Origin of the sequence: Streptomyces rubrogriseus (genome assembly GCF_027947575.1) — a bacterium.
Taxonomy (GTDB): Bacteria; Actinomycetota; Actinomycetes; order Streptomycetales; family Streptomycetaceae; genus Streptomyces; species Streptomyces rubrogriseus.
The window spans coordinates 8,354,384-8,376,255 of record NZ_CP116256.1; the positions used below are offsets into that span (position 1 = coordinate 8,354,384).

Below are 21,872 nucleotides of genomic sequence, written 5' to 3' on the forward strand. Positions count from 1 at the left end.
GTGCCGTCCCGCGCCTCGTCGTCCCGCGCCGTGCGGGCCTACAGCTCCTTGCGGAACTCCTCCGACACCTTCAGGAAGATGTCGTTCGCCTCACTCTCCCCGACCGTCACGCGCACGCCCTCGCCGGCGAAGGGGCGGACGACCACGCCGGCCTGCTCGCAGGCGTTCGCGAAGGCGAGCGTGCGCTCTCCCAGCCGCAGCCAGACGAAGTTGGCCTGGCTCTCCGGCACCGTCCAGCCCTGCGCGCGCAGCGCGTCGGCCACGCGGGTGCGCTCGCACACCAGCGAGCCGACCCGGCCGATCAGCTCGTCCTCCGCGCGCAGCGAGGCGATCGCCGCCTCCTGCGCGATCTGGCTGACCCCGAAGGGCACCGCCGTCTTGCGCAGCGCCGCCGCCACCGGCTCGTGGGCGATCGCGAACCCGACCCGCAGTCCCGCCAGGCCGTAGGCCTTGGAGAAGGTGCGCAGGACGCAGACGTTGGGCCGCTCACGGTAGAACTCGACGCCGTCCGGGACCTCGGCGTCCCGGATGAACTCCCGGTAGGCCTCGTCCAGGACCACCAGCACGTCGCTCGGCACCCGGTCCAGGAACCGCTCCAGCTCGGCCCGCCGTACCACCGTGCCGGTGGGGTTGTTGGGGTTGCAGACGAAGATCAGCCGGGTACGGTCGGTGATCGCGTCCGCCATGGCGTCCAGGTCGTGCACCTCGCCCGGCGTCAGCGGCACCTGCACGGACCTCGCGCCGCTGATCTGCGTGATGATCGGGTACGCCTCGAAGGAGCGCCAGGCGTAGATCACCTCGTCGCCCGGGCCCGAGGTCGCCTGGATCAGCTGCTGGGCCACACCCACCGAGCCGGTGCCGGTGGCCAGGTGGGCCAGGGGCACCCCGAAGCGGTCGGACAGCTCGGCCATCAGCGACGTGCAGGCCATGTCCGGGTAGCGGTTGAAGGAGGCGGCGGCGGCCGTCACCGTCTCCATCACTCCGGGCAGTGGCGGGTAGGGGTTCTCGTTGGAGGACAGCTTGTAGGCCACCGGACCGTCGGCCGCGGCGGGCTTGCCCGGCTTGTAGGTGGGAATCCCCTCCAGCTCGGCGCGCAGCTTGGGGCTCGTCTCGCTCACCGCAGTCCTCCTCGTGACCACCACCGGCATCGAATACTTCTCACCTTATGAGGATTCAGCGCCGCTGCGTATAGGCGGGAGAGACGGGCGGGATGGGACAGACCTCGTCCGTCACACTGGCATCAGGGGCATCAGTGCACGAAGGCGCACGATTCGGGGGGCGCGCCGCACATATATCTACGCGCCGGTGGCTCACGCCGTGGCGCGCATCCCTCGTGCAGGTGAGTTGAGACCTCTTCGCAACATCAGCCACCCCGCAGGCACTCACTGGCCAACACGCCAGGTAACGGGGTGGGCGGGGTCAACTAGCTTGCTTTCCAAGGCTGTTAAGCCTTAATGATCATGCAGAAACGTGACTGTCAACGCGTGCATATGCGTCCGCACTACCCCACCCCATGAGCCCTACTATCGGCTCGCCATGACAGCAGCAGGGAAGCACCAGGTGAGCCGCGCGGAAACCTCACGTCGAGGCAGCCGGCCGGGCCGGGCGGGCATCAGGGACGTGGCCGCCGCCGCCGGAGTATCCATCACTACCGTCTCCGACGCCCTCAACGGCAAGGGCCGACTCCCGGATGCCACCCGGCGCCATGTGCGCGAGGTCGCCGACCGACTGGGCTACCGGCCCTCGGCCGCCGCCCGCACGCTCCGCACCGGCAAGTCCGGACTCATCGGCCTGACCGTGACGACGTACGGGGATGAACCTTTCACCTTCACCGAATTCGCGTACTTCGCCGAGATGGCGCGCGCCGCCACGTCCGCCGCGCTCGCCCGCGGCTACGCCCTCGTCATCCTCCCGGCGACGTCCCGTCACGACGTGTGGTCCAACGTCGCGCTCGACGGCACGGTCGTCATCGACCCCTCCGACCACGACCCGGTCGTCAGCGAACTGGTCCGTCAGGGCCTGCCCGTCGTCTCCGACGGCCGCCCGGCCGGCTCGCTGCCGGTCACCGCCTGGGTCGACAACGACCACGAGGCGGCCGTGCTCGGCATCCTCGATCACCTCGCCGACGCCGGCGCGCGCAGGATCGGCCTGCTCACCGGCACCACCACCGACACGTACACCCACCTGTCGACCACCGCCTACCTGCGCTGGTGCGAGCGCGTGGGCCAGGACCCGGTCTACGAGGCCTACCCCGCACACGACCCGTGTGCCGGCGCGGTCGCCGCCGACCGGCTGCTCGCCCGCCCCGACCGGCCCGACGCCGTCTACGGACTGTTCGATCCGAACGGCACCGACCTGCTCGCCGCCGCCCGCCGCTACGGTCTGCGCGTCCCCGAGGACCTGCTGCTGGTCTGCTGCAGCGAGTCCACCGTGTACGCCAGCACCGAGCCCCCCATCACCACCCTGTCGTTGAAGCCCCGCCGCATCGGCACCGCCGTGATCCAGGTCCTCATCGACGCGATCGAGGGGCTGCACTCCGACCAGCCGGTCGAACAGGTGATACCGACCGAACTGATCGTGCGTACCTCGTCTCAGCGGCGCCCGCCGCGTACGACGGTCAGCCCGCCGCGGTCGCCGGAGGGCGAGTAGGGCGCGTCCGGCGTCCCCCGGGGCGCCGGACGCGGGACCGGGTCGCGGCCGTACGCGCGACCCGGCCGTTACCGGGTGCGTGGAGGAACGGCCGGAGAACGGCGAACCACGACAACGCGGAACGCACGGCGAAACAGGGCGGCGAGGGTCGCGTCCGGCACGTCCGGACACGGCGGGAGCACGGCCGGGCCACGGTCGCGGACGGGCGAAGCCGGGCCCAATCGGGGCGAAAGCCGCAGCGAACCGGAGTCCTGACCCGATTCACCACCCCTGGGTCATCACACAGCGCGATCCGCATTCCTATGATGGGCCCACACACCGCGGGCCGCTGCGACCAGGCAGTCCGAAGCGGTGCAGATGCGGCGCGATGGTGGAGGGGTCGATGACTCAGGGGGCCGGTCAGGGACCCGAGGTGGAGCGGACGGCGACGGTGCGCGACTTCCGGGTACCCGCGTACGTCCACGAGACCGCTCCGTACGCTGCCCCCGGCACGCACGCGGGCGAGTCCGCGCCGCCCCCCGAGGAGGGACTCGAGGAGGCCCTGCCCGAGGGCTACACGCCCACGCAGCGCGATCTGCCCGTCATCCGTCGGGGTGACACGGTTCAGGTCACGGTCGACCCCGCACCGGCGGCGGCGCAGCAGCCCTCGACCGGGCAGGGACCCCTGTTCGTCGTCGGCGACGTGCACGGCTACCTCGACGAGCTGCTGGCCGCCCTGCGGGAGAAGGGCCTCGTCGACGACGCCGGCCAGTGGTGCGCGGGCACCTCCCGGCTGTGGTTCCTCGGCGACTTCACCGACCGCGGCCCGGACGGCATCGGCGTCATCGACCTGGTGATGCGGCTGTCCGCCGAGGCCGCCGCGGCCGGCGGCTACTGCAAGGCGCTGATGGGCAACCACGAACTGCTGCTGCTCGGCGCCAAGCGGTTCGGCGACACCCCCGTAAACTCCGGCGCGGGCACCGCCACCTTCCAGGCCGCATGGCTGCTGAACGGCGGCCAGAAGACCGACATGGACCGCCTGCAGGACCACCACCTGCAGTGGATGGCCCGTCTCGACGCCATGGAGGAGGTCGACGACCACCTCCTGGTCCACTCGGACGCCACGACCTACCTCGACTACGGCCGCTCCATCGAAGAGGTCAACGACACCGTCCGCGAGACGCTCACGCGCAACGACGCGGAGGAGGTGTGGGACCTGTTCCGCAAGTTCACCAAGCGCTTCTCCTTCCGCGACGAGGGCGGCGCCGACGCCGTGCGCTCACTGCTTGATACGTACGGCGGCACCCGGATCGTTCACGGCCACAGTCCCATCCCCTACCTGCTGGGCGAAGTCGGCTCCGAGGACGGCGAGGACGACACCCGCACCGTGGTCGAGGGACCGCACGTCTACGCGGACGGCCTGGCCATCGCGATGGACGGCGGAGTGACCATGGCCGGAAAGCTGCTGGTCCAGCAACTTCCGCTGGACGCCTGACCCTTCACCGGACGGGTTTTCCGGCAGTACCGTCCGTACAGACCGGCACCCAATTTCTGGAAACCCCCTGTCACCCTCCACCGTCACCGCTCTACCATCGGCTTATCCGTAGCAGGCTCCCCTCCGTTTCTGCCCGACGGCTCGTTGGCATGCGAGCCCCAAGCCCTACGGAGCATCGGGGGATGCACATGAACAGCGTTCCGCAGCACCTGCCGAGCGAGGACCGCCAGGAGTACGAGCGGATCCTCGACGAGGCGCTGCGCTCCGCACCACACCGCCCGGAGCTGGCCGCTGTCGGTCAGCGGCTCAACTCCGAACAACTGCGCACCATGGCACTCAACGCCACCGCCCTCATCACGGCGGCGGCCACGACCGAGTACCAGCACTACGTGAAGGTCCGCGAGGAACTGCGCCACCCGGCGTCCTCGGGCCCGTCGCCCGCCACGCGCGAGTCCGGCTCCCAGGAGCAGGGCACGAGCGCGGGGGGACTCGCCGCCACCATGGGCGAGATGGCCGAGGCGACCGGCGCGGGCGCCGTCGCCGTGGTCGCCGTCCTGGCGCCGGTCCTGGCCGGCACCGCCGCGGCGATATTCCTGCTGGTCGGCTATCTCCTGAAGATGCTCGACCCGGGGCAGACCTTCGCGCAGACCATGCTCACCACGGGATGGGTGTTCGGCGCCGTGACCGCGGTGTCGATCCTCGTCGCCGCGGTGGGGCTGCTGCTCACCGCGCTGCGCAACCGCCCCTCGGCCGAGTCCGGCTTCTACGACGCGCGCGACGAGGAGGTGGCCCGGGCCAGGGACGCCTGGCACGAGGCCCTGTTGGAACGCGGCATACTGCCCTTCCTCCGGGAGGCGCTCAGCGACCCGGGCACGGCGGCACTGCGCCGCACGCAACCGGCGGCCCCGGGCAGCAGCCGTATGCCGCACCTGGGCTACGGCCGTCCCGGGTTCACCAGTCCCGACGGCGGCCCCGACGCGGGCCCGCGGCCGAGCTACTCGAGCCCGGACTACAGCAGTCCGGACTTCGGTGGCCCGGAACACCGGACCGAGTAGCCACCGGCACGGGCGGGCAGCGGTTCAGAGGATGCCCGCCCGGCCGGCGGCGGTGACCCAGGACGGGAACTCGGACAGCAGACGGTCGTACAGCTCCGGGTCCGGTACGGTGCCGATGTCGTCGACGGCGAAGAAGCCGACGTTGTCGACGCGACGGCCCGGCAGGGTATCGAACCGCTCCAGCACCCCGTAGTCGGAGCGCCCGAGCCCGACGAACTGCCAGAAGACGGGTTCCTCCACGGCCTCCCGCAACTCCCGCTCGATCTCGGCGTTGCGGTAGACACCGCCGTCGGAGAAGAACAGCACCAGGGTCGGGACCGGTGCCGGGTCGGCCCGGACGAAGGCCCGGACCTCGGCGATCACCTTCTGCTCCTCGTTCTGGATGCCGACCGCCCGCATGTCGACCTGCTCGGGGTGCAGGCCCTTCTTCCTGCCCCGCCGGAACAGGCTGATCTCCCCCACCCGCACGTGCAGCCGCAGCCACTCGGGCAGGTCGCCCAGGCGCAGGTCGGGCAGGCGCGCCGGGTTGGAGGCGAAGGTCCAGGCCTGCATCTCCCCGTCGTCGTCCAACTGCGCGGCGACGGCGGCCATCCGCTCCACGACGTCCGCGACGACGCCCTTGGAGTAGAGGAAGGACATCGACCCGGAGGCGTCCAGTACGAGGACGACGCGCGCGGTGATCCCGGCCGCCCCGTGCTTGCTCAGGCTGACCGCGACCTGCTCCTTGCGCAGGGACAGCCGCTTGCGCATGTCCACGGGGAGGCGCTCCTCACCCTTGGTGAACCGGGGGCCGGTGGCGGCCGGCGCCGGGGCCGGTGGCGACGCCGGTGGCGGTGGCGACGCCGGGACCGGTGGCGGTACGGCTGTCGTCGGCGGGGTGGGCACCGGAGGAGCCGTGGGCGGGGCGGTGGCCGGGGTGGCGGGCGCCGACGGGGGAGCGTCGTCGTCCACGGTGATGCCGAAGTCGGTCGCCAGTCCCGCCAGCCCGGAGGCGTACCCCTGTCCCACCGCACGGAACTTCCACGTCCCTCCGCGCCGGTACAACTCGCCGCCGACCAGCGCGGTCTCCGTGTCGGCCGTCATGTCGAACCGGGCCAGTTCGGTGCCGGTCGCGGCGTCCAGCAACCGCAGCGACAGCCCCGGAACCCGGCCGAAGGTGCCGCCGTCCGCCGAGGCGCACAGGACGATGCGTTCGACCGCCGCCTCGACCGCGCGCAGATCCACCTCGACGGAATCGGTCGTGGTACCCGGGTTCGCACCGGGGCCGGCCCGCTTGCCCAGGTGGCCCACCGCGCCGGACGTGTGGCGGGGTTGGTTGTAGAGGACGAAGTCACCGTCGTCCCGCACCCGCCCGGCCGAGGTGAGCAGCAGGGCGGAGGCGTCGACCTCGGGGACGCCCGGTCCGGGGGACCACACGAGTTCGGCACGCACCGCGGGGGAGTCGACGGCGACGTTGGCACCCTTGCTCAAGGAGGTGGCTGTCATGCGCCCAGTCTGCCGAGCAGGATCCCCCGGCGGGGAGAGGGCCGACCCTGCGGCCTGTCCCCCTCCCGCACCGGTTCACTCAGTCCGCGATCGGCAGGTACACCCGGTTGCCCGCCGCCGCGAACTCCTTCGACTTCCGCGCCATGCCCTCCTCGATCTCGCCCTTACTGCCTCCGTGCTCCCGGCGAATGTCCTGGGAGATCTTCATCGAGCAGAACTTGGGACCGCACATGGAGCAGAAGTGGGCCGTCTTGGCGGGCTCGGCCGGCAGTGTCTCGTCGTGGAACTCCCGTGCCGTGTCGGGGTCGAGGGCCAGGTTGAACTGGTCCTCCCAGCGGAACTCGAACCGGGCGTCCGACAGCGCGTCGTCCCACTCCTGTGCACCTGGGTGACCCTTGGCGAGGTCGGCGGCATGGGCGGCGATCTTGTAGGTGATGACGCCGGTCTTGACGTCGTCACGGTTGGGCAGGCCCAGGTGTTCCTTGGGCGTGACGTAGCAGAGCATGGCCGTGCCCCACCAGGCGATCATCGCGGCACCGATGCCGGAGGTGATGTGGTCGTACGCCGGCGCGACGTCCGTGGTCAGCGGGCCGAGCGTATAGAACGGAGCTTCATCGCAGATCTCCTGCTGAAGGTCGATGTTCTCCTTGATCTTGTGCATCGGGACATGTCCCGGGCCCTCGATCATGGTCTGTACGTTGCAACGCTTGGCGATCCGGTTGAGTTCCCCGAGCGTGCGCAGCTCGGCGAACTGCGCCTCGTCGTTGGCGTCCGCGATCGACCCCGGACGCAGGCCGTCGCCGAGGGAGTAGGTGACGTCGTAGGCGGCGAGGATCTCGCAGAGTTCCTCGAAGTTCTCGTAGAGGAACGACTCCTTGTGGTGCGCCAGGCACCACGCCGCCATGATCGAGCCGCCGCGCGAGACGATGCCCGTCTTGCGGTTCGCGGTGAGGGGTACGTACGGCAGGCGCACGCCCGCGTGGACCGTCATGTAGTCCACGCCCTGCTCCGCCTGTTCGATGACGGTGTCCTTGTAGATCTCCCAGGTCAGCTCCTCGGCGCGGCCGTCGACCTTCTCGAGGGCCTGGTAGAGCGGCACGGTTCCGATGGGAACGGGGGAGTTGCGCAGGACCCACTCGCGGGTGGTGTGGATGTTGCGGCCGGTGGAGAGGTCCATGACCGTGTCGGCGCCCCACCGGGTCGCCCAGGTCATCTTGTCCACCTCCTCCTCGATGGAGGACGTCACCGCCGAGTTGCCGATGTTGGCGTTGACCTTCACCAGGAACCGCTTGCCGATGATCATCGGCTCGATCTCGGGGTGGTTGACGTTGGCGGGCAGCACGGCACGTCCCGCGGCGATCTCCTCGCGGACCACCTCCGGGGAGACGTTCTCCCGGACGGCCACGTACTCCATCTCCGGGGTGATCTCGCCCCGTCGCGCGTAGGCGAGCTGCGTGACCGCGTTGCCGTCCCGGCCCCGGCGCGGCTGGCGCGGGCGGCCGGGGAAGACGGCGTCGAGGTTGCGCAGGCCGCCGCGCGGCGAGGTGTGCTTGATTCCGTCGTCCTCGGGCCGGACGGGGCGGCCCGCGTACTCCTCGGTGTCGCCGCGGGCGATGATCCAGTTCTCCCGCAGCGGCGCAAGGCCCCTGCGGACATCGGTGTCGACGAGTGGATCGGTGTACGGGCCCGAGGTGTCGTACAGCGTGACCGACTGCCCGTTGGTGAGGTGCACCTGACGGACCGGCACCCGCAGATCGGGGCGCGAGCCCTCGACGTACGCCTTGTGCCAGCCGATGGACTTCCCGGCCTCCGTGTTCTCCGCGGTGTCCGTGTTCTCCGCGGTGTCCGCCTGGGCGGTGTTCTGCGTGGAGGCAGGCGTGCGTGCGTCCTTGATGGTCATGAGACCTACTCCCTACGCCGGCATTACCCGGTAACAGGTTCGGCGGTCGACGCAGCGGCTTCCGTCCGTCGACGCTTCGTGGGATACGTCACTCGACTTCGGTGACGTTTCCCGTGAAACATCGCTGGGACGGAGGTCAGCGCCCTCTCAGCCCGGTGCTCCGAGCTCCCGCGTGTACAAAGGTGCCTCCACGCTAGCGCCCATTCGGGCGCGGTGAACAGAGGGCCCCCCTCGTTCTTGCGATGATCGGGCGGTGACCACACCGCAGCCCCCCTCCTTTCCACCGCGCCGGCCCCGCCGCGGACCGAACGCCGAAGAGGGCGACGGCCGGGCGACCGGCCACGCCCCCGGCGTCGCTTCCGAGGCGAACGCCGGCAGACACGAGACGGATTACGGGCACCATGCGGACCACGGGCACGGTGCGGGCGGCGGACACGGTGCGAGCAGTGGGCACGGTGCGGGCGGCGGGCACGGGCACTCGCACGGGCACGGCCACGGACCGGCGGCTCCCGTCTCCCGGCATCTGCGGAAGGTCATCGCCGCGATCCTGATCCCCTTCACCGCGGCCGTCCTGGTCGGGCTCGCGGTGCTGTGGCCGGGTGGCGCACCGCCGCACGAGCGCACCGGCGTCGGCTTCGACCGGCAGACGCAGCAGGCCACCGTCACCAAGGTGGTCGAGCTGAGCTGCCAGTCCGTCAACGCCTCGGGCGGTGTCCCGACCGGCGACACGTCCACCGCCGAGGGTTCCTCCGCGGCGCAGCAGGCGAAGGGCGACTGCAAGCGGGCGACCATCCGTGTCGACACCGGCGACGACAAGGGCCGCACGTTCGACGAGATCGTGCAGCCGGACCAGTCACGGCAGTTGCACGAGGGCCAGAAGGTGGTGGTCGCCTACGAGCCCTCCGCGCCGAAGGACCTGCAGTACTCGGTGACCGACATCAACCGCCGGCTCCCGCTGGCCCTGCTCGCCGGCATCTTCGCCCTCGCCGTCGTGGTCGTGGGACGGCTGCGCGGGCTCATGGCGCTGGTCTCGCTGGCCATCAGCTTCCTGCTGCTGAACTTCTTCATCCTGCCCGCCATCCTGCAGGGCTCGAACCCCCTGGTCGTGGCGGTGATCGGGTCCAGCGCCATCATGCTGATCGCGTTGTACCTGTGCCACGGACTGTCGGCCCGCACATCCGTGGCGGTGCTGGGCACCCTGATCTCGCTGCTGCTGATCGGCGTGCTCGGGTCTCTCTTCATCGGCTGGGCCGCGCTCACCGGCAACACGGACGACAACACCGGCCTCATTCACGGCCTGTACCCGTCCATCGACATGAGCGGTCTGCTGCTCGCCGGGGTCATCATCGGTTCGCTCGGTGTCCTCGACGACGTGACGGTCACCCAGACGTCGGCGGTATGGGAACTGCACGAAGCCAACCCGACGATGGGCTGGCGCGGCCTGTACCGGGCGGGCATCCGCATCGGCCGGGACCACATCGCCTCGGTGGTGAACACGCTCGTCCTCGCCTACGCGGGCGCGGCACTCCCCCTGCTGCTGCTGTTCTCGATCGCGCAGAGCGGTGTGGGGACCGTCGCCAACAGCGAGCTGGTCGCGGAGGAGATCGTGCGGACGCTGGTCGGCTCGATCGGGCTGGTGGCCTCCGTGCCGGTCACCACGGCCCTCGCCGCCCTGGTCGTGTCGGCGGACCGTCCGGCCGAACGACCGGCCCAGGTGGCGACGGCGGGTGGCGGGGCCAGTTCCCCGGCCCGTGGCGGGCGAGGCCGTCGCCGCAAGCGCTGACGCGTCCGGCGAAGCGTTACGCCAGCGACCGCATGGGCTGCCGGAACGGTTCAGCCCGCGCTCTGTTCCTCCGCCAGGATGCGGTCCAGGGCCTCGTCGAGGTGGCTGTCGAAGTCGGCGAGCGCGCCCTCCTGACCCAGCGGCACCAACTTGTCGGTGCGGTCGAGGAAGGCCACCAGGGGCGCGGCGGAGGAACGGAACAGTGCCTGGTCGCTGCCGACCTGAAGCCGGATCAGCACCTCGGCCAGCGGCTCCGGCTCCACCGGCGCGATGCGCACGTCACCGTCACCGCACGGCCGGCCCACCCCGTCCACCAGCAGCTCCCGGCCGAAGGCCCAGGTCACCGGCGCGTCTCCGGGCAGATGAAAGGTCAGGCGTACGGCATAGGGATCCCGGGTCTCGTAGCGCAGCTCCACCGGGATGCGGAAAGAGAGCTCCTCGGACACGAGAAAGCTCATCATGACCTCTGCCTGTACGGACTCGCCCATTCGCCTACCCCGTCATTCGCCGTCGACTGTCCGGGAATCAAACCTCTAACACTGGTGGCATCTTGCTCAACGTACACACCAGATCACAAGGAGTGAGTTTTCAGATACTGATAGAGAGCGCGAGCGACCCCAGCCGCCGCCCCACCTCGTTCTGCAACCGCTGAGCCGCTGGGAGCAAACGGTCCGCCTGGTGGAGGGGCAGGGAGATGGCCATCGTGGCGGCCGTGGTGCCGACGGTGATCGGGATCGCCGCGCAGACCGTCCCCAGCGCGTACTCCTGGCGCTCGGTCACCGGCGCCATCCGGCGCATGCGTTCCAGCCGCTTCAGGAGACTGTGGCCGTCACGCACCGTGTACGGCGTGAGGGGCTGCACCGGGTAGCGGTCCAGGTGGTCGCGGCGCGCGTCGTCGTCCAGCTGGGACAGCAGACACTGCCCGATGGCGTGTGCGTGTCCCGTCTCCCGGAAGTCCGCCCATTCCTCGACCGCCGGAGTGCCCGGGGTGTCGGAGACGCACATGACCTCGATCTCGCCGTCCCGGTACATGGCGTAGTACACGGGGACGCCGATCGCGTCGCGCCAGCGCGCCATGGTGTCGACCACCGTGCTGCGACGTTTCTGCTCGGCCCCGCTGCTGCTCAGCCGCTCGGCGGCCTCACCGAGGAAGAACAGCCCCTTGTCCCGGCGCAGATAGCCCTCGTGCACCAGGGTGCGCAGCAGGTGGTAGGCCGTGGGGAGCGCCAGTCCCGTCTCGCGGGCCAGTTGCTTGGCGGGGGCTCCGTACTCGTGCTCCGCGACGCGTTCGAGCAGGCGCATCGCGCGCTGCACGGAGCCGATCAGAGTCGCGGACGGCGGGTCGGCAGAGGGCGACGCGGGGGGTGTCCGAGACGTCGGGCAGGGCTGCACGGGAAGGGCGTGCAGCTGAGCGAATGCGGTGTCAGCCGTGGCCAAGGATCACTCCCGGAACGCGAGGTGGCAGCCCGTGCGGCGAACACGGGTGGGGGGTGCGCCGTTCGCGGAGTCGCCCCCGCGTGGAGTTCCGGACTCTAACCGTCGGTCACCGCTCACCGACGGTCCGTCCGGGAAACTTCCCTCGCCCGAGGGAACCGGTGGTTCCTGTTACCGCCACCGGTGTCCCACGTCTCTCACCAGTCGCTGCGCGACGACGAACTCGACATGAACTTGCGTACGACGTAGATCAGTCCGCCGACGAGCGCGACGAAGACCAGCAGCTTGAACAGCAGTCCGACCACGAACCCGACCACGCTGGCGATCAGTCCGCCGAACACGACCAGGGCGATGACCGGCACCGCGATCCACTTCACCCACCACGGCAGTCCCGTGAAGATCTCTCGCATCGCCCTTGCCTCACCTTTCGGGGAATCCTGTGAATCCTCTGATGTCCTGCCCTCGATGCTAGAGCGGCGAGCGCCACGGCAGGGGCCCCGCGTCCCTTGTCTCCCCCTGACCGGTCCCCTAGGGAATCCCGGGGTCGCGTCTCAGCTCTCCGGCGGAGAGAACACCACCAGGACCCGCAGGTCCTCGCTGATGTGATGGAACTTGTGGGCGACGCCGGCCGGCACGTAGACCACGCTGCCGCGGGCGACCTGGGTGGTCTCCATGCCCACGGTGATCGCCGCCCGTCCGCTCACCACGAAGTACACCTCGTCCTGCGCGTGCGGCCTCTGCGGGTCGGTCGTGCCCGCGTCGAGGGCGTAAAGACCGACCGACATGTTCCGCTCCCGCAGGAACTGCAGGTAGGCACCGTCGTTGGCGGCGCGTTCCGCCTCCAGTTCGTCCAGCCGGAATGCCTTCATCGCCTCGTCCGCCCCTGCCTCGCCGTTCGTGTCCGATCGCGTCTGCCACGATCAGACACATGAAGAATTTCCTAGTCAAGACGATCGCCAACGCCGGCGCCCTCGCGGTCGCCGTGTGGCTGCTCGACAAAATCACCCTGACCGGGGGCGGCACCGGCGAGAAGGCTCTCACGCTGATCGTGGTCGCCCTGGTGTTCGGCCTGGTCAACATGGTCGTGAAGCCGATCGTGCAGGTGCTGACCTTCCCGCTGTTCATCCTGACCCTCGGCCTGTTCACGCTGGTGGTCAACGCGCTGATGCTGCTTCTCACGTCGTGGGTGGCCGACAAGCTCGACCTGAGCTTCCACGTGGACGGGTTCTGGACCGCCGTCCTGGGCGGCCTGATCGTCTCGATCGTCTCCTGGGCGCTCAACGCGTTCCTGCCCGACGGGGACTGATCCCGATGACCTACCGCGTCTGTTTCGTGTGCACGGGCAACATCTGCCGTTCCCCGATGGCCGAGGCCGTCTTCCACGCGCGCGTGGCCGACGCCGGACTCGGCCACCTCGTCGAGGCCGACAGCGCCGGCACCGGCGGCTGGCACGAGGGAGAGGGCGCGGACCCTCGCACCGAGGCCGTGCTGGCGGAGCACGGTTACGACCTGGACCACGCGGCCCGGCAGTTCCAGCAGTCCTGGTTCTCCCGCCTCGACCTGGTCGTCGCCCTCGACGCCGGTCATCTGAGGGCCCTGCGGCGCCTCGCCCCCACGGAGCGGGACGCGGCCAAGGTGCGTCTGCTGCGGTCGTACGACCCCGCGGTCGCGGGCGGCGACCTGGACGTCCCGGACCCGTACTACGGGGGCCGGGACGGCTTCGAGGAATGCCTTGAGATGGTGGAGGCGGCGAGCACCGGTCTGCTCGCCGCGGTACGTGAGCAAGTGGAAGGACGGGCGGCATGAGCGATTCCGCTACCAACGACAGCGCCGGTACGGGCGCGGAGAGATCCGCTTCCGCTCCGGGTGACGGCACGCGCGCGGTGCGGGCCGGGCTCCCCGAACCGGTCAAGCACGAGCCCACCCTGCCGGGCCCGGTGTTCGCCGCCCACTTCCACCTGCCGGGGGACCCGACCGGGCCGTACACCTACGGCCGCGACGAGAACCCGACCTGGACCCGCCTCGAGAGCGCCATCGGCGAGCTGGAGGCGCCCGGAGAGGCCGGCGTGGAGACGCTCGTCTTCGCCTCGGGCATGGCCGCGATCTCCTCGGTGCTCTTCTCACAGCTGCGCGCGGGCGACACCGCCGTCCTGCCCGACGACGGCTACCAGGCGCTGCCGCTGGTCCGCGCGCAGCTGGAGGCGTACGGCATCGAGGTGCGCACCGCGTCGACCGGCCGGGACGCGCAGCTCGACGTCCTGGACGGGGCGAAGCTGCTGTGGATCGAGACGCCGTCGAACCCGGGTCTCGACGTGTGCGACGTACGCCGGCTCGTCGAGGCGGCGCACGCGGGCGGCGCCCTGGTGGCCGTCGACAACACCCTCGCCACCCCGCTCGGGCAGCGCCCGCTGGAGCTCGGCGCGGACTTCTCGGTGGCCAGCGGAACCAAGCAGCTCACCGGCCACGGCGACGTCCTGCTGGGCTACGTGGCCGGCCGCGACGCCGGGGCGATGGCCGCCGTTCGGCGCTGGCGCAAGATCGTCGGTGCGATTCCCGGCCCCATGGAGGCCTGGCTCGCGCACCGCTCGATCGCCACCCTCCAGCTGCGCGTGGACCGGCAGGACTCCACCGCGCTCAAGGTGGCCGAAGCCCTCCGCACCCGGCCCGAGATCACTGGCCTGCGGTACCCCGGGCTGCCCGACGACCCGTCCCACAAGGTCGCCTCGCAGCAGATGCTGCGCTACGGCTGTGTCGTCTCCTTCACGCTGCCCTCGCGCGCGCGTGCCGATCGTTTTCTCGACGCGCTGCGCCTCGTCGAGGGCGCGACGAGCTTCGGCGGGGTGCGCTCCACGGCGGAGCGGCGCGGGCGCTGGGGCGGCGACGCGGTGCCGGAGGGCTTCATCCGGCTCTCCGTCGGCGCGGAGGACCCCGACGACCTGGTGGCGGATCTGCTGCGCGCGCTGGACGAAACAACGGAATGACAGCGTCTCACTGACCTCGACTCAATGACGTCGACTCAATGACATCGACGGACGTCTACGGACGGTCCGAGCCTCCCCCCTCGTGGCTCGGACCGTCCTCCGGTTCCACGCGCGAAGAACCGCTCGCACAAGGCTAGTTGACTCTGCGTCAGTGTCCAATCACCGTAGCGACAGCGACCTATCGACTTATTTATAGTGGGCGGGCGGGGGCTGGAGAAGAACAGAAGAGGGGCGGGTTTTCCCGTGGATCTGGCCTTGCTCCGCACCTTCGTCACCGTGCACCGGGCCGGTTCCTTCACCCGCGCGGCCGCTCTGCTCGGCCTCTCGCAGCCCGCCGTCACCTCGCAGATCCGCACGCTGGAGCGTCAGCTCGGCCGCCCGCTGTTCCTGCGACAGGCCCGCGGCGTGACCCCGACGACCATCGGCGACGAACTCGCCCACAAGGCCGCACCGCATCTCGACGCCCTGGTGGAGATCGCCGAGACCGGGCTGGAGGACGACTCCTCCCTGCGGACCCTGCACCTGGCCGGACCGCCCGAGTTCACCGCCGAACGGGCGCTGCCCGCGCTCGGCGAGCTCACCGGCGAGGACGGCCAGGCCTTCGCCCTGCGCGCCTCCTTCGGGAACGCCGAGGAGGCCATGGAGGGCCTCGCGGCCGGGCATCACGATCTGGCCATCGGCACGGCTCGTCCACGCGGGGCGCTGCTCACCGCGACTGCGCTCTGCGACGAAGTGCACGTGCTGGTCGCCACGCCGCACTGGGCGGAGCGCGCGGGCGTCGAAGACGTCCGCGACACCGATGCTTCCGCCCTGAAGCACGTCCCCGTGGTCGAGGTGCACGAGTCACTGCCCTTCGTCGCCCGTTACTGGGCCTCCGTCTTCGACGCCCGTCCGGCCTCACCGGCCACGGTCGTCGCCCCCGACCTGCGTGCCGTTCTCGCCTGCGCGGTCGCGGGCGCCGGCCTCGCCGTCCTGCCGCGCTATCTGTGCGCGGAGGCGCTGGAACGCGGTGACGTGGTCGCCCTGCATGATCCGCCGGTTCCGCCGCTGCGGACGTATTTCCTGGTGGTGCGCACCGGCACGTTGGCGATGCCGCACATCGCCCGCGCCCACGAGTGGTTGCTGCGCGCGGCCGCCGTCTGGAACTGAGCCGGCGGACTCACGAACCGGTCGCGCGTCACGATGTTTCACGTGGAACCAGCCGGGCCACATTTCTCCCATGACCGTCCGACCCGTGGTCAAGCGCACCGCTCGCGCCGTCCTGCTGGACGGCGATCACCTGATCCTGATCAAGCGGACCAAGCCCGGCGTCGACCCCTACTGGGTCACTCCCGGCGGCGGGGTCGAACCGGACGACACCACCGTCGTGGACGCCCTGCACCGTGAGGTGTACGAGGAACTCGGCGCCAAGATCAGCGACGTGGTGCCCTGCTTCGTCGACACCGTCGAGCACATCGGCGAGGACGGTGGCGCGACCGGCGTGAAGGTGCAGCACTTCTTCGTCTGCCACCTGGAATCCATGGACCCGTCCCTGCGGCACGGCCCCGAGATCGATGAACCGGCCGGTGAGTACGAGATCGTCAGGGTGCCGTTCACCCGGGTCGGGATCGCCTCCGTCCACCTCGTACCGCTGTCCCTGCGGCACTACCTGGACGGCAACATCGAAGGCGTGCGTGCCCTGCACGCACCCGACCTCGGCTGAACCGACTTGGCCGAAAGCTCGCAGGTTCCACCGGAAAGAGGTGGACGCGGGAGGCCGCCGTCGGACAGCCTGACCTGCGTGCCGACACCTTTCCTCGCCTCTGCTCCGATCCGCCGTCTGACGCTCCGCGATCTCACCGCCTGCGCCGACCTGTCCGAGGACCGGGGGTGGCCGCGGGAGGAGCACAAGTGGGGGTTCCTCCTCACCGCCGGAAAGGGGTACGGCATCGACGACCCCGGCGGCGGTCTCGTCGCCGCCTGCACCGTCACCGAGTACGGACCGCAGGAACGCCCCTCGCTCGCCGCCATCGGCATGGTGCTGGTCGCCGAGCGGCACGCGCGCCAGGGCGTCGGACGCCGTCTGATGCGTCACATCGTCTCCGGGCTGGGGACCCTGCCGCTGACCCTGCACGCGACACCGTTCGGCCGGCCGCTCTACGAGGAGCTGGGCTTCAAGGTGACGGGCGGGGCGGAGATGGTGCGGGGCCGTTTCGTCCCGGGCGGGCCGGAACCGAAGACCGTCACCCGCGCGGCCACCGCCGAGGACCTCGCCACGGTCCTCCGGCTCGACGAGGAGGTCTTCGGTGCGGACCGCACTCCCATCGTCACGCGGCTGCCCGCCTTCGCCGACCAGTTGCGTGTCGCCGAGGAGGACGGCCGGATCATCGGGTACGCCGCGGCCTGGCCGAACATGGACACCCACGTGGTGGGCCCGCTGATCGCCCGTGACACCGAGACGGCCAAGGCCCTGATCGGCTCGCTCGCCGCCCGTACCGACCGACCGCTGCGCACGGACATCGACGTACGGCACGACGAGCTGCTGGCGTGGGTGAAGGAGCGCGGCCTCTCCAGCATCGCCCCCAACGCCGTCATGACCTACGGGATCACCGAACTGCCCGGGGACTGGACCCGGCGCTTCGCGCCGCTGACGGTCGCGGCGGGCTGACTCCGGCGGGGAAGGCTCCGAGACGCGGGGAGGACTACCGAGACGACGAGCCGGTCCCCGGGCCTTCCCGGAACCGGCCGTCGGATCGGTGACCGCGCCGCCGTCCGTTGGACGGCCGCCGTCGTCGGACGAGGGTCAGGCGAGCGCCCGCACGGCGGCCGAGGCGAACCCGTGGTCCTGGTCGGGCGCGCCGCCGCCCACCCCGATCGCTCCGATCAGCCGGCCCTCGCGGTGCACGGGCAGGCCGCCCGCGATGAACAGGAGCGGCCGGTCGAGGGCGGTGGGCAGGGTGTGGAAGAGGCCTCCGGGCTGCACGGCGTCGACGAGGTCGGCGGTGGGAGCGTTCAGCTGGAGTGCCGTGTAGGCCTTGCGCGTGCTGGTCTCACCGGAGATCAGCACGGCCCGGTCGTCGCGTCGGAAGGCGAGCAGGTGGCCGCCGGCGTCGAGGACGGTGACGCTGACCGTGACACCGGCCGCCTCGGCGGCGTGGTGCGCCGCGGTGACGAGCGCTTCGGCGTCCTGGGTCGTCAGCGGGGTGACAGCGGTGGTGCTCATGGAACTTTCTCCTTGGTCGTGCCGGGTGGTGCGGTGCCTCGGTGGTCGCCGAGGCGGTGGTGGCCGCGGAGGTGCGGGGACGGCCCTGGCCCCGCACCCCCGAGCCGGGGTCGGTGGTCAGTGGCGGACGGCGGCGGCCCGCTGTTCGGTGGAGGGGACGGAACCCGCGACGACTGAGCCCGAATCCCTTCCGCGCCGTTCCAGGGCGGCCGAGAGGACGGCGAGGACCAGCGCGGCGGCGGCGAGAACGGCGCCGACCCAGTTGGGGGCGGTGTAGCCGAAGCCTGCCGCGATCACTACCCCGCCCAGCCAGGCGGAGAGCGCGTTGCCGAGGTTGAAGGCGCCGATGTTCACCGCGGAGGCCAGCGTCGGGGCGCCGTGTGCGTGGTCCAGGACGCGCTTCTGCAGCGGCGGGACGGTGGCGAAGCCCAGGGCCCCGATCAGGACGACGGTCACGGCGGACGCGATCTTGTCGTGCGCGGTGAGGGTGAAGAGGGCGAGTACGACGGACAGGGCGCCCAGGGAGATGTACAGCATGGGCATCAGGGCTCGGTCGGCGAACCGGCCGCCGACGAGGTTGCCGCCGACCATGCCGAGGCCGAAGAGGACCAGCAGCCAGGTGACCGAGCCGTCGGCGAAGCCCGCGACATGGGTCATCATCGGCGCGATGTAGGTGATCGCCGCGAAGACACCGCCGAAGCCGAGGACGGTCATGGCCATCGCGAGCAGGACCTGCACGTTCTTGAACGCGGCCATCTCGTCGCGCAGCCGCACGCCTTCGGCCCTGGGCATGTCGGGGACCAGCTTGGCGACGCCGGCCAGACCGACGACGCCGAGCGCGGCCACGACGGCGAAGGTGACGCGCCAGCCGGCGGTCTGCCCGATCAGCGTGCCCAGCGGGACGCCGACGACATTGGCGACGGTCAGTCCGGTGAACATCATCGCGATGGCGCCGGCCTTCTTGTGCGGTGCGACCAGGCCGGCCGCGACGACGGATCCGATGCCGAAGAAGGCGCCGTGGGCGAGCGAGGCGACCACGCGGCCGATCAGCATGACCGAGAAGGCGGGGGCGACGGCGGAGAGCAGGTTGCCGACGATGAACAGGCCCATCAGCAGCATGAGCATCCGCTTGCGCGGAACCCTGGTGCCGAGCACGGTCATCAGCGGGGCGCCGAGCATCACACCGAGCGCGTACCCGGTCACCAGGTAGCCGGCGGTGGGAATGGAGACCCCGTAGTCGCTGGCGACCTCGGGCAGCAAGCCCATGATCACGAACTCGGTCGTTCCGATCCCGAAGGCCCCGATCGCGAGGGCCAGAAGCGCGAGAGGCATGGAGGGGTACACCTTCCCAAACGATTGCAGGAGCGCTTTGCGTTCGCTCACAATAATTGCACACGCGGGCAATATGCAAGCGCTGACAATCGCGCGACTGGTCTACCCTGGTCTCAGCCGCTCCTGGACGGAGGATCCACATGACAGCGACGGACCCCGCGCTCACCGCCCTCTCCCAGGGCTGGTGCGCCCTCTCCCTGCTGCACGGGAGGATCGAGGCACACATCGAGCGCGCTCTGCAGACCGGGCACGACCTGAGCGTGCGCGAGTACTCCCTGCTCGACGTGCTCAGCCGCCAGCACGACGGCGACGGGGGACATCTGCAGATGAAGCAGGTCGCCGACGCCGTCGTCCTCAGCCAGAGCGCCACCACCCGGCTGGTCACCCGGCTCGAGGACCGTGGCCTGCTCGAGCGCTACCTGTGCCCCACCGACCGGCGCGGCATCTACACCAACGTGACCGCGGCGGGCCTGCAGCTGCTCGACGAGGCGCGGCCCACCAACGACACCGCCCTGCGCGAGGCCCTCGACGAGGCTGCGGCCAACCCCGACCTGGCCCCGCTGGTCCGGGCCGTGGAGACGCTGAAGGCACCGGTGCCCGCCTAGAGCCTGTCCGGGCAACCGGGCACCGGCCCGGCCCGGTTCTAGAGTGCAGGCATGGGAGATCTCGAAATACGCCCCACCACCGCCGAGGACCTCTCGGCGGTCGTCGCGATGCTCGCCGACGACCCGCTGGGCGCACGGCGCGAATCACCGGACGACCTGGGCCCGTATCTGGCCGCCTTCGAACGCCTCAGGGTTGATCCGAACCAGCATCTGGTGGTGGCCGTCCGCGACGATCGTGTCGTCGGCACGCTCCAGTTGACGATCGTCCCCGGACTGTCCCGGCGCGGCGCGACCCGTTCGATCATCGAAGGGGTACGCATCCACCGCGACGAACGCGGCAGCGGACTGGGCACACAGCTGATCGAGTGGGCGATCGACGAGTCCCGGCGGCAGAGCTGCCACCTGGTGCAGCTCACCTCGGACAAGACGCGTACCGACGCCCACCGCTTCTACGAGCGACTCGGCTTCGAGGCCTCGCACACGGGCTTCAAACTTCAGCTCTGAGTGCACCACTCCCGTCACACGCGGCGCGCGGCCCGGTTTCACGTGAAACCGGGCCGCGCGCTGTACGGACGACCGCTAGCCGATCCCCCGCCATCCCTCCGGGTCCACTCCACCCGGCACGGAGGCGCCCTCGTCGTACGGCTGACGCGTGAAGACGAACGATCCGAGATCCAGATGGCTGACGGTGCCGTCCGGACGCCTCACCGCACGCAACGACTCCCCCGCGTAATACCCCTCCAGTCCCGTCCAGCTGCCGTCACCGTTCGCCCGGAAGCGTGAGCGGCGGCCCTGACCGGACAGTGGCCCCAGCGAAACCCCTCCGTCGGACGTCAGCCGCAGGGCGAAGGCATGCGTCCCCCAGTACCACTGCCCCGCCAACTCCAGTACGGAGGAATCGACCTCCCGCAGTGGACGCCACGGTTCGGGAATCCGGGGCTCAGCCTCGGCGACAATGCGCACGAGGTCGGCCCCGACCCCGGCGAGCAGTGGCCCCGAGGTGCAGTTGGTCAGCACCACCGCGGCCACGTCGTCCTCCACACCGATGGTGAGGTTGGCCAGGAATCCCGGCAGGGACCCGGAATGCCCGACGAGCAGCCGCCCGTCCCGGTGCTGAATCTGCAGCCCCAGCCCGTAGGCAGCGCCGTCCACCACATCAGCGGACTCGGCCGGGGCGGCGGGCGCCCGCATCTCCCGCACGGTCTCCGCCCCGAGCACCCGGTCGTCCCCCAGCGTCAGGAAGACGGCGAACCGCGCCAGGTCCCCGGTGGTGGACCAGAGCTGGCCGGCCGGGGCCATCCGCCCGAGGTCCTCGACAGGCTCGGCAAGCATCACGTCGGCCCATGGATGCACTGCCCAGCCACCGGCATGCGGGGCGCTGGGCCGGATACCCGTACGCCGCAGCTCCAGCGGGTCCAGCACCTCCCGTTGCAGCACCTCTTCCCACGGAGCGCCGCGCAACTTCTCGACCAGCGCGCCGAGCAGCGTGTAGCCGGGGTTGGAGTAGTGGTGCCGACGGCCCACCGGGTGCAGGAGCGGCTGCTTGCCCAGCACATCGGCGAGTTCGGGGCGCAGCGAGCCCGGTGTCCGCTCCCACCAGGGCGCCGGTGACTCGGCGGCCAGCCCGCCCGAGTGCGCGAGCAGTTCGGCGATCGTTGCCTCCCCCACCCCGGTGCCCGGCAGGTGCTCCTCCAGCGGATCCCCGAGGTCGAGCACGCCCTCGTCGCGCAGCCGCAGGACGAGGACGGCGGTGAACGTCTTGGTGATCGAGCCGATCCGGTACTGCACGTTCTCGTCCGGGCCGTGCCCGTCGACCGAGGTCCGCGCACCGTGCCACACCGCCCGCCCGCCCCGGACCACCGCGGCGACGAGTGACGGCGTTCGCCCTTCCGCCTGGGCCACGGCGATCCGGTGGGTCAGCGCCCGCCGGGTGGTGGGGAGCAGCTCTCCCTGAGATGTCGTCATGTGCCCA

The 21,872-nt window shown here is 70.7% G+C and carries 22 protein-coding genes; 12 read left to right on the forward strand and 10 right to left on the reverse strand.

Going from position 1 to position 21,872, the window contains the following annotated elements; all coding sequences use genetic code 11:
- Positions 1–38 precede the first annotated feature (38 nt).
- On the reverse strand, positions 39–1,118 hold the full coding sequence (hisC, locus tag Sru02f_RS37820) for a histidinol-phosphate transaminase (protein WP_109029123.1): 1,080 nt from the start codon (positions 1,116–1,118) through the stop codon (positions 39–41).
- A gap of 418 nt (positions 1,119–1,536) precedes the next feature.
- Here hisC and Sru02f_RS37825 point away from each other — a divergent pair, with 418 nt between their 5' ends.
- The 3 genes from Sru02f_RS37825 to Sru02f_RS37835 all read left to right on the forward strand — a co-directional run bounded on the left by Sru02f_RS37825 (position 1,537) and on the right by Sru02f_RS37835 (position 5,178).
- Positions 1,537–2,649, forward strand: coding sequence for a LacI family DNA-binding transcriptional regulator (locus Sru02f_RS37825; protein WP_003975000.1), 1,113 nt, complete (start codon positions 1,537–1,539; stop codon positions 2,647–2,649).
- 367 nt (positions 2,650–3,016) lie between these two features.
- Positions 3,017–4,123, forward strand: coding sequence for a Ser/Thr/Tyr protein phosphatase SppA (gene sppA, locus Sru02f_RS37830; RefSeq protein WP_109029124.1), 1,107 nt, complete (start codon positions 3,017–3,019; stop codon positions 4,121–4,123).
- Between the two features lie 182 nt (positions 4,124–4,305).
- Entirely contained in the window at positions 4,306–5,178 is an 873-nt protein-coding gene (locus Sru02f_RS37835; protein WP_109029125.1) for a hypothetical protein, read from the forward strand.
- Positions 5,179–5,202: 24 nt separating this feature from the next.
- Here the strand turns inward: Sru02f_RS37835 and Sru02f_RS37840 are convergent, their stop codons facing one another.
- Both Sru02f_RS37840 and thiC read right to left on the reverse strand, forming a co-directional pair.
- A complete protein-coding gene (locus Sru02f_RS37840) occupies positions 5,203–6,663 on the reverse strand; it encodes a VWA domain-containing protein (RefSeq protein ID WP_109029126.1) in 1,461 nt (486 codons plus the stop codon).
- A gap of 79 nt (positions 6,664–6,742) precedes the next feature.
- On the reverse strand, positions 6,743–8,563 hold the full coding sequence (gene thiC, locus Sru02f_RS37845; RefSeq protein ID WP_109029127.1) for a phosphomethylpyrimidine synthase ThiC: 1,821 nt from the start codon (positions 8,561–8,563) through the stop codon (positions 6,743–6,745).
- Between the two features lie 253 nt (positions 8,564–8,816).
- Between thiC and Sru02f_RS37850 the strand changes: the two genes are divergently transcribed.
- Positions 8,817–10,346: a YibE/F family protein gene (locus Sru02f_RS37850; RefSeq protein WP_109029128.1), complete on the forward strand. Its 1,530-nt coding sequence runs from the start codon at positions 8,817–8,819 to the stop codon at positions 10,344–10,346.
- A 50-nt stretch (positions 10,347–10,396) separates the two neighbouring features.
- Here the strand turns inward: Sru02f_RS37850 and Sru02f_RS37855 are convergent, their stop codons facing one another.
- The 4 genes from Sru02f_RS37855 to Sru02f_RS37870 form a co-directional block, all read right to left on the reverse strand.
- Complete coding sequence (locus Sru02f_RS37855; RefSeq protein WP_003975006.1) at positions 10,397–10,834, reverse strand: SsgA family sporulation/cell division regulator; 438 nt, start codon at positions 10,832–10,834, stop codon at positions 10,397–10,399.
- Between the two features lie 100 nt (positions 10,835–10,934).
- Complete coding sequence (locus Sru02f_RS37860; RefSeq protein WP_109029129.1) at positions 10,935–11,660, reverse strand: IclR family transcriptional regulator; 726 nt, start codon at positions 11,658–11,660, stop codon at positions 10,935–10,937.
- A 317-nt stretch (positions 11,661–11,977) separates the two neighbouring features.
- The gene (locus tag Sru02f_RS37865) at positions 11,978–12,190 is read right to left on the reverse strand and encodes a DUF5326 family protein (RefSeq protein ID WP_003975008.1); all 213 of its coding nucleotides are present in this window, start codon (positions 12,188–12,190) and stop codon (positions 11,978–11,980) included.
- 141 nt (positions 12,191–12,331) lie between these two features.
- On the reverse strand, positions 12,332–12,649 hold the full coding sequence (locus Sru02f_RS37870; RefSeq protein WP_109029130.1) for a cupin domain-containing protein: 318 nt from the start codon (positions 12,647–12,649) through the stop codon (positions 12,332–12,334).
- A gap of 59 nt (positions 12,650–12,708) precedes the next feature.
- Between Sru02f_RS37870 and Sru02f_RS37875 the strand changes: the two genes are divergently transcribed.
- The 6 genes from Sru02f_RS37875 (at position 12,709) to Sru02f_RS37900 (ending at position 17,408) form a co-directional block, all read left to right on the forward strand.
- Positions 12,709–13,086, forward strand: a complete 378-nt coding sequence (locus Sru02f_RS37875) for a phage holin family protein (protein WP_109029131.1) — start codon at positions 12,709–12,711, stop codon at positions 13,084–13,086.
- Between the two features lie 5 nt (positions 13,087–13,091).
- Positions 13,092–13,586, forward strand: coding sequence for a low molecular weight protein-tyrosine-phosphatase (locus Sru02f_RS37880; protein WP_109029132.1), 495 nt, complete (start codon positions 13,092–13,094; stop codon positions 13,584–13,586).
- Entirely contained in the window at positions 13,583–14,761 is a 1,179-nt protein-coding gene (locus tag Sru02f_RS37885; RefSeq protein ID WP_109029133.1) for a cystathionine gamma-lyase, read from the forward strand. Before Sru02f_RS37880 ends, Sru02f_RS37885 begins: the two co-directional genes overlap by 4 nt.
- A gap of 243 nt (positions 14,762–15,004) precedes the next feature.
- Complete coding sequence (locus tag Sru02f_RS37890) at positions 15,005–15,910, forward strand: LysR family transcriptional regulator (protein WP_109029134.1); 906 nt, start codon at positions 15,005–15,007, stop codon at positions 15,908–15,910.
- Positions 15,911–15,980: 70 nt separating this feature from the next.
- On the forward strand, positions 15,981–16,463 hold the full coding sequence (locus Sru02f_RS37895; protein WP_003975014.1) for an NUDIX domain-containing protein: 483 nt from the start codon (positions 15,981–15,983) through the stop codon (positions 16,461–16,463).
- Between the two features lie 78 nt (positions 16,464–16,541).
- Positions 16,542–17,408, forward strand: coding sequence for a GNAT family N-acetyltransferase (locus Sru02f_RS37900; RefSeq protein WP_109029135.1), 867 nt, complete (start codon positions 16,542–16,544; stop codon positions 17,406–17,408).
- 135 nt (positions 17,409–17,543) lie between these two features.
- On the opposite strand, the gene Sru02f_RS37905 is transcribed toward Sru02f_RS37900, so the two are convergent.
- A complete protein-coding gene (locus Sru02f_RS37905; protein ID WP_109029136.1) occupies positions 17,544–17,963 on the reverse strand; it encodes a GlcG/HbpS family heme-binding protein in 420 nt (139 codons plus the stop codon).
- Between the two features lie 117 nt (positions 17,964–18,080).
- Positions 18,081–19,295, reverse strand: coding sequence for an MFS transporter (locus Sru02f_RS37910; protein WP_109029137.1), 1,215 nt, complete (start codon positions 19,293–19,295; stop codon positions 18,081–18,083).
- Between the two features lie 140 nt (positions 19,296–19,435).
- Here Sru02f_RS37910 and Sru02f_RS37915 point away from each other — a divergent pair, with 140 nt between their 5' ends.
- Positions 19,436–19,900: a MarR family winged helix-turn-helix transcriptional regulator gene (locus tag Sru02f_RS37915; RefSeq protein WP_109029138.1), complete on the forward strand. Its 465-nt coding sequence runs from the start codon at positions 19,436–19,438 to the stop codon at positions 19,898–19,900.
- A gap of 51 nt (positions 19,901–19,951) precedes the next feature.
- Entirely contained in the window at positions 19,952–20,404 is a 453-nt protein-coding gene (locus tag Sru02f_RS37920) for a GNAT family N-acetyltransferase (RefSeq protein WP_109029139.1), read from the forward strand.
- 75 nt (positions 20,405–20,479) lie between these two features.
- Here the strand turns inward: Sru02f_RS37920 and Sru02f_RS37925 are convergent, their stop codons facing one another.
- Entirely contained in the window at positions 20,480–21,865 is a 1,386-nt protein-coding gene (locus Sru02f_RS37925; RefSeq protein WP_109029140.1) for a serine hydrolase domain-containing protein, read from the reverse strand.
- Positions 21,866–21,872 lie beyond the last annotated feature (7 nt).

What these genes read in the sequence shown, in the direction of transcription:
- Sru02f_RS37905 (WP_109029136.1), bottom strand. Translation starts at nt 17,963, where the DNA reads ATGAGCACCACCGCTGTCACCCCGCTGACGACCCAGGACGCCGAAGCG.
- sppA (WP_109029124.1), top strand. Translation starts at nt 3,017, where the DNA reads ATGGTGGAGGGGTCGATGACTCAGGGGGCCGGTCAGGGACCCGAGGTG.
- Sru02f_RS37825 (WP_003975000.1), top strand. Translation starts at nt 1,537, where the DNA reads ATGACAGCAGCAGGGAAGCACCAGGTGAGCCGCGCGGAAACCTCACGT.
- Sru02f_RS37840 (WP_109029126.1), bottom strand. Translation starts at nt 6,663, where the DNA reads ATGACAGCCACCTCCTTGAGCAAGGGTGCCAACGTCGCCGTCGACTCC.
- Sru02f_RS37880 (WP_109029132.1), top strand. Translation starts at nt 13,092, where the DNA reads ATGACCTACCGCGTCTGTTTCGTGTGCACGGGCAACATCTGCCGTTCC.
- Sru02f_RS37920 (WP_109029139.1), top strand. Translation starts at nt 19,952, where the DNA reads ATGGGAGATCTCGAAATACGCCCCACCACCGCCGAGGACCTCTCGGCG.
- Sru02f_RS37870 (WP_109029130.1), bottom strand. Translation starts at nt 12,649, where the DNA reads ATGAAGGCATTCCGGCTGGACGAACTGGAGGCGGAACGCGCCGCCAAC.
- Sru02f_RS37835 (WP_109029125.1), top strand. Translation starts at nt 4,306, where the DNA reads ATGCACATGAACAGCGTTCCGCAGCACCTGCCGAGCGAGGACCGCCAG.
- Sru02f_RS37865 (WP_003975008.1), bottom strand. Translation starts at nt 12,190, where the DNA reads ATGCGAGAGATCTTCACGGGACTGCCGTGGTGGGTGAAGTGGATCGCG.
- Sru02f_RS37855 (WP_003975006.1), bottom strand. Translation starts at nt 10,834, where the DNA reads ATGGGCGAGTCCGTACAGGCAGAGGTCATGATGAGCTTTCTCGTGTCC.
- thiC (WP_109029127.1), bottom strand. Translation starts at nt 8,563, where the DNA reads ATGACCATCAAGGACGCACGCACGCCTGCCTCCACGCAGAACACCGCC.
- Sru02f_RS37925 (WP_109029140.1), bottom strand. Translation starts at nt 21,865, where the DNA reads ATGACGACATCTCAGGGAGAGCTGCTCCCCACCACCCGGCGGGCGCTG.
- Sru02f_RS37895 (WP_003975014.1), top strand. Translation starts at nt 15,981, where the DNA reads ATGACCGTCCGACCCGTGGTCAAGCGCACCGCTCGCGCCGTCCTGCTG.
- Sru02f_RS37885 (WP_109029133.1), top strand. Translation starts at nt 13,583, where the DNA reads ATGAGCGATTCCGCTACCAACGACAGCGCCGGTACGGGCGCGGAGAGA.
- Sru02f_RS37910 (WP_109029137.1), bottom strand. Translation starts at nt 19,295, where the DNA reads ATGCCTCTCGCGCTTCTGGCCCTCGCGATCGGGGCCTTCGGGATCGGA.
- Sru02f_RS37875 (WP_109029131.1), top strand. Translation starts at nt 12,709, where the DNA reads ATGAAGAATTTCCTAGTCAAGACGATCGCCAACGCCGGCGCCCTCGCG.
- Sru02f_RS37915 (WP_109029138.1), top strand. Translation starts at nt 19,436, where the DNA reads ATGACAGCGACGGACCCCGCGCTCACCGCCCTCTCCCAGGGCTGGTGC.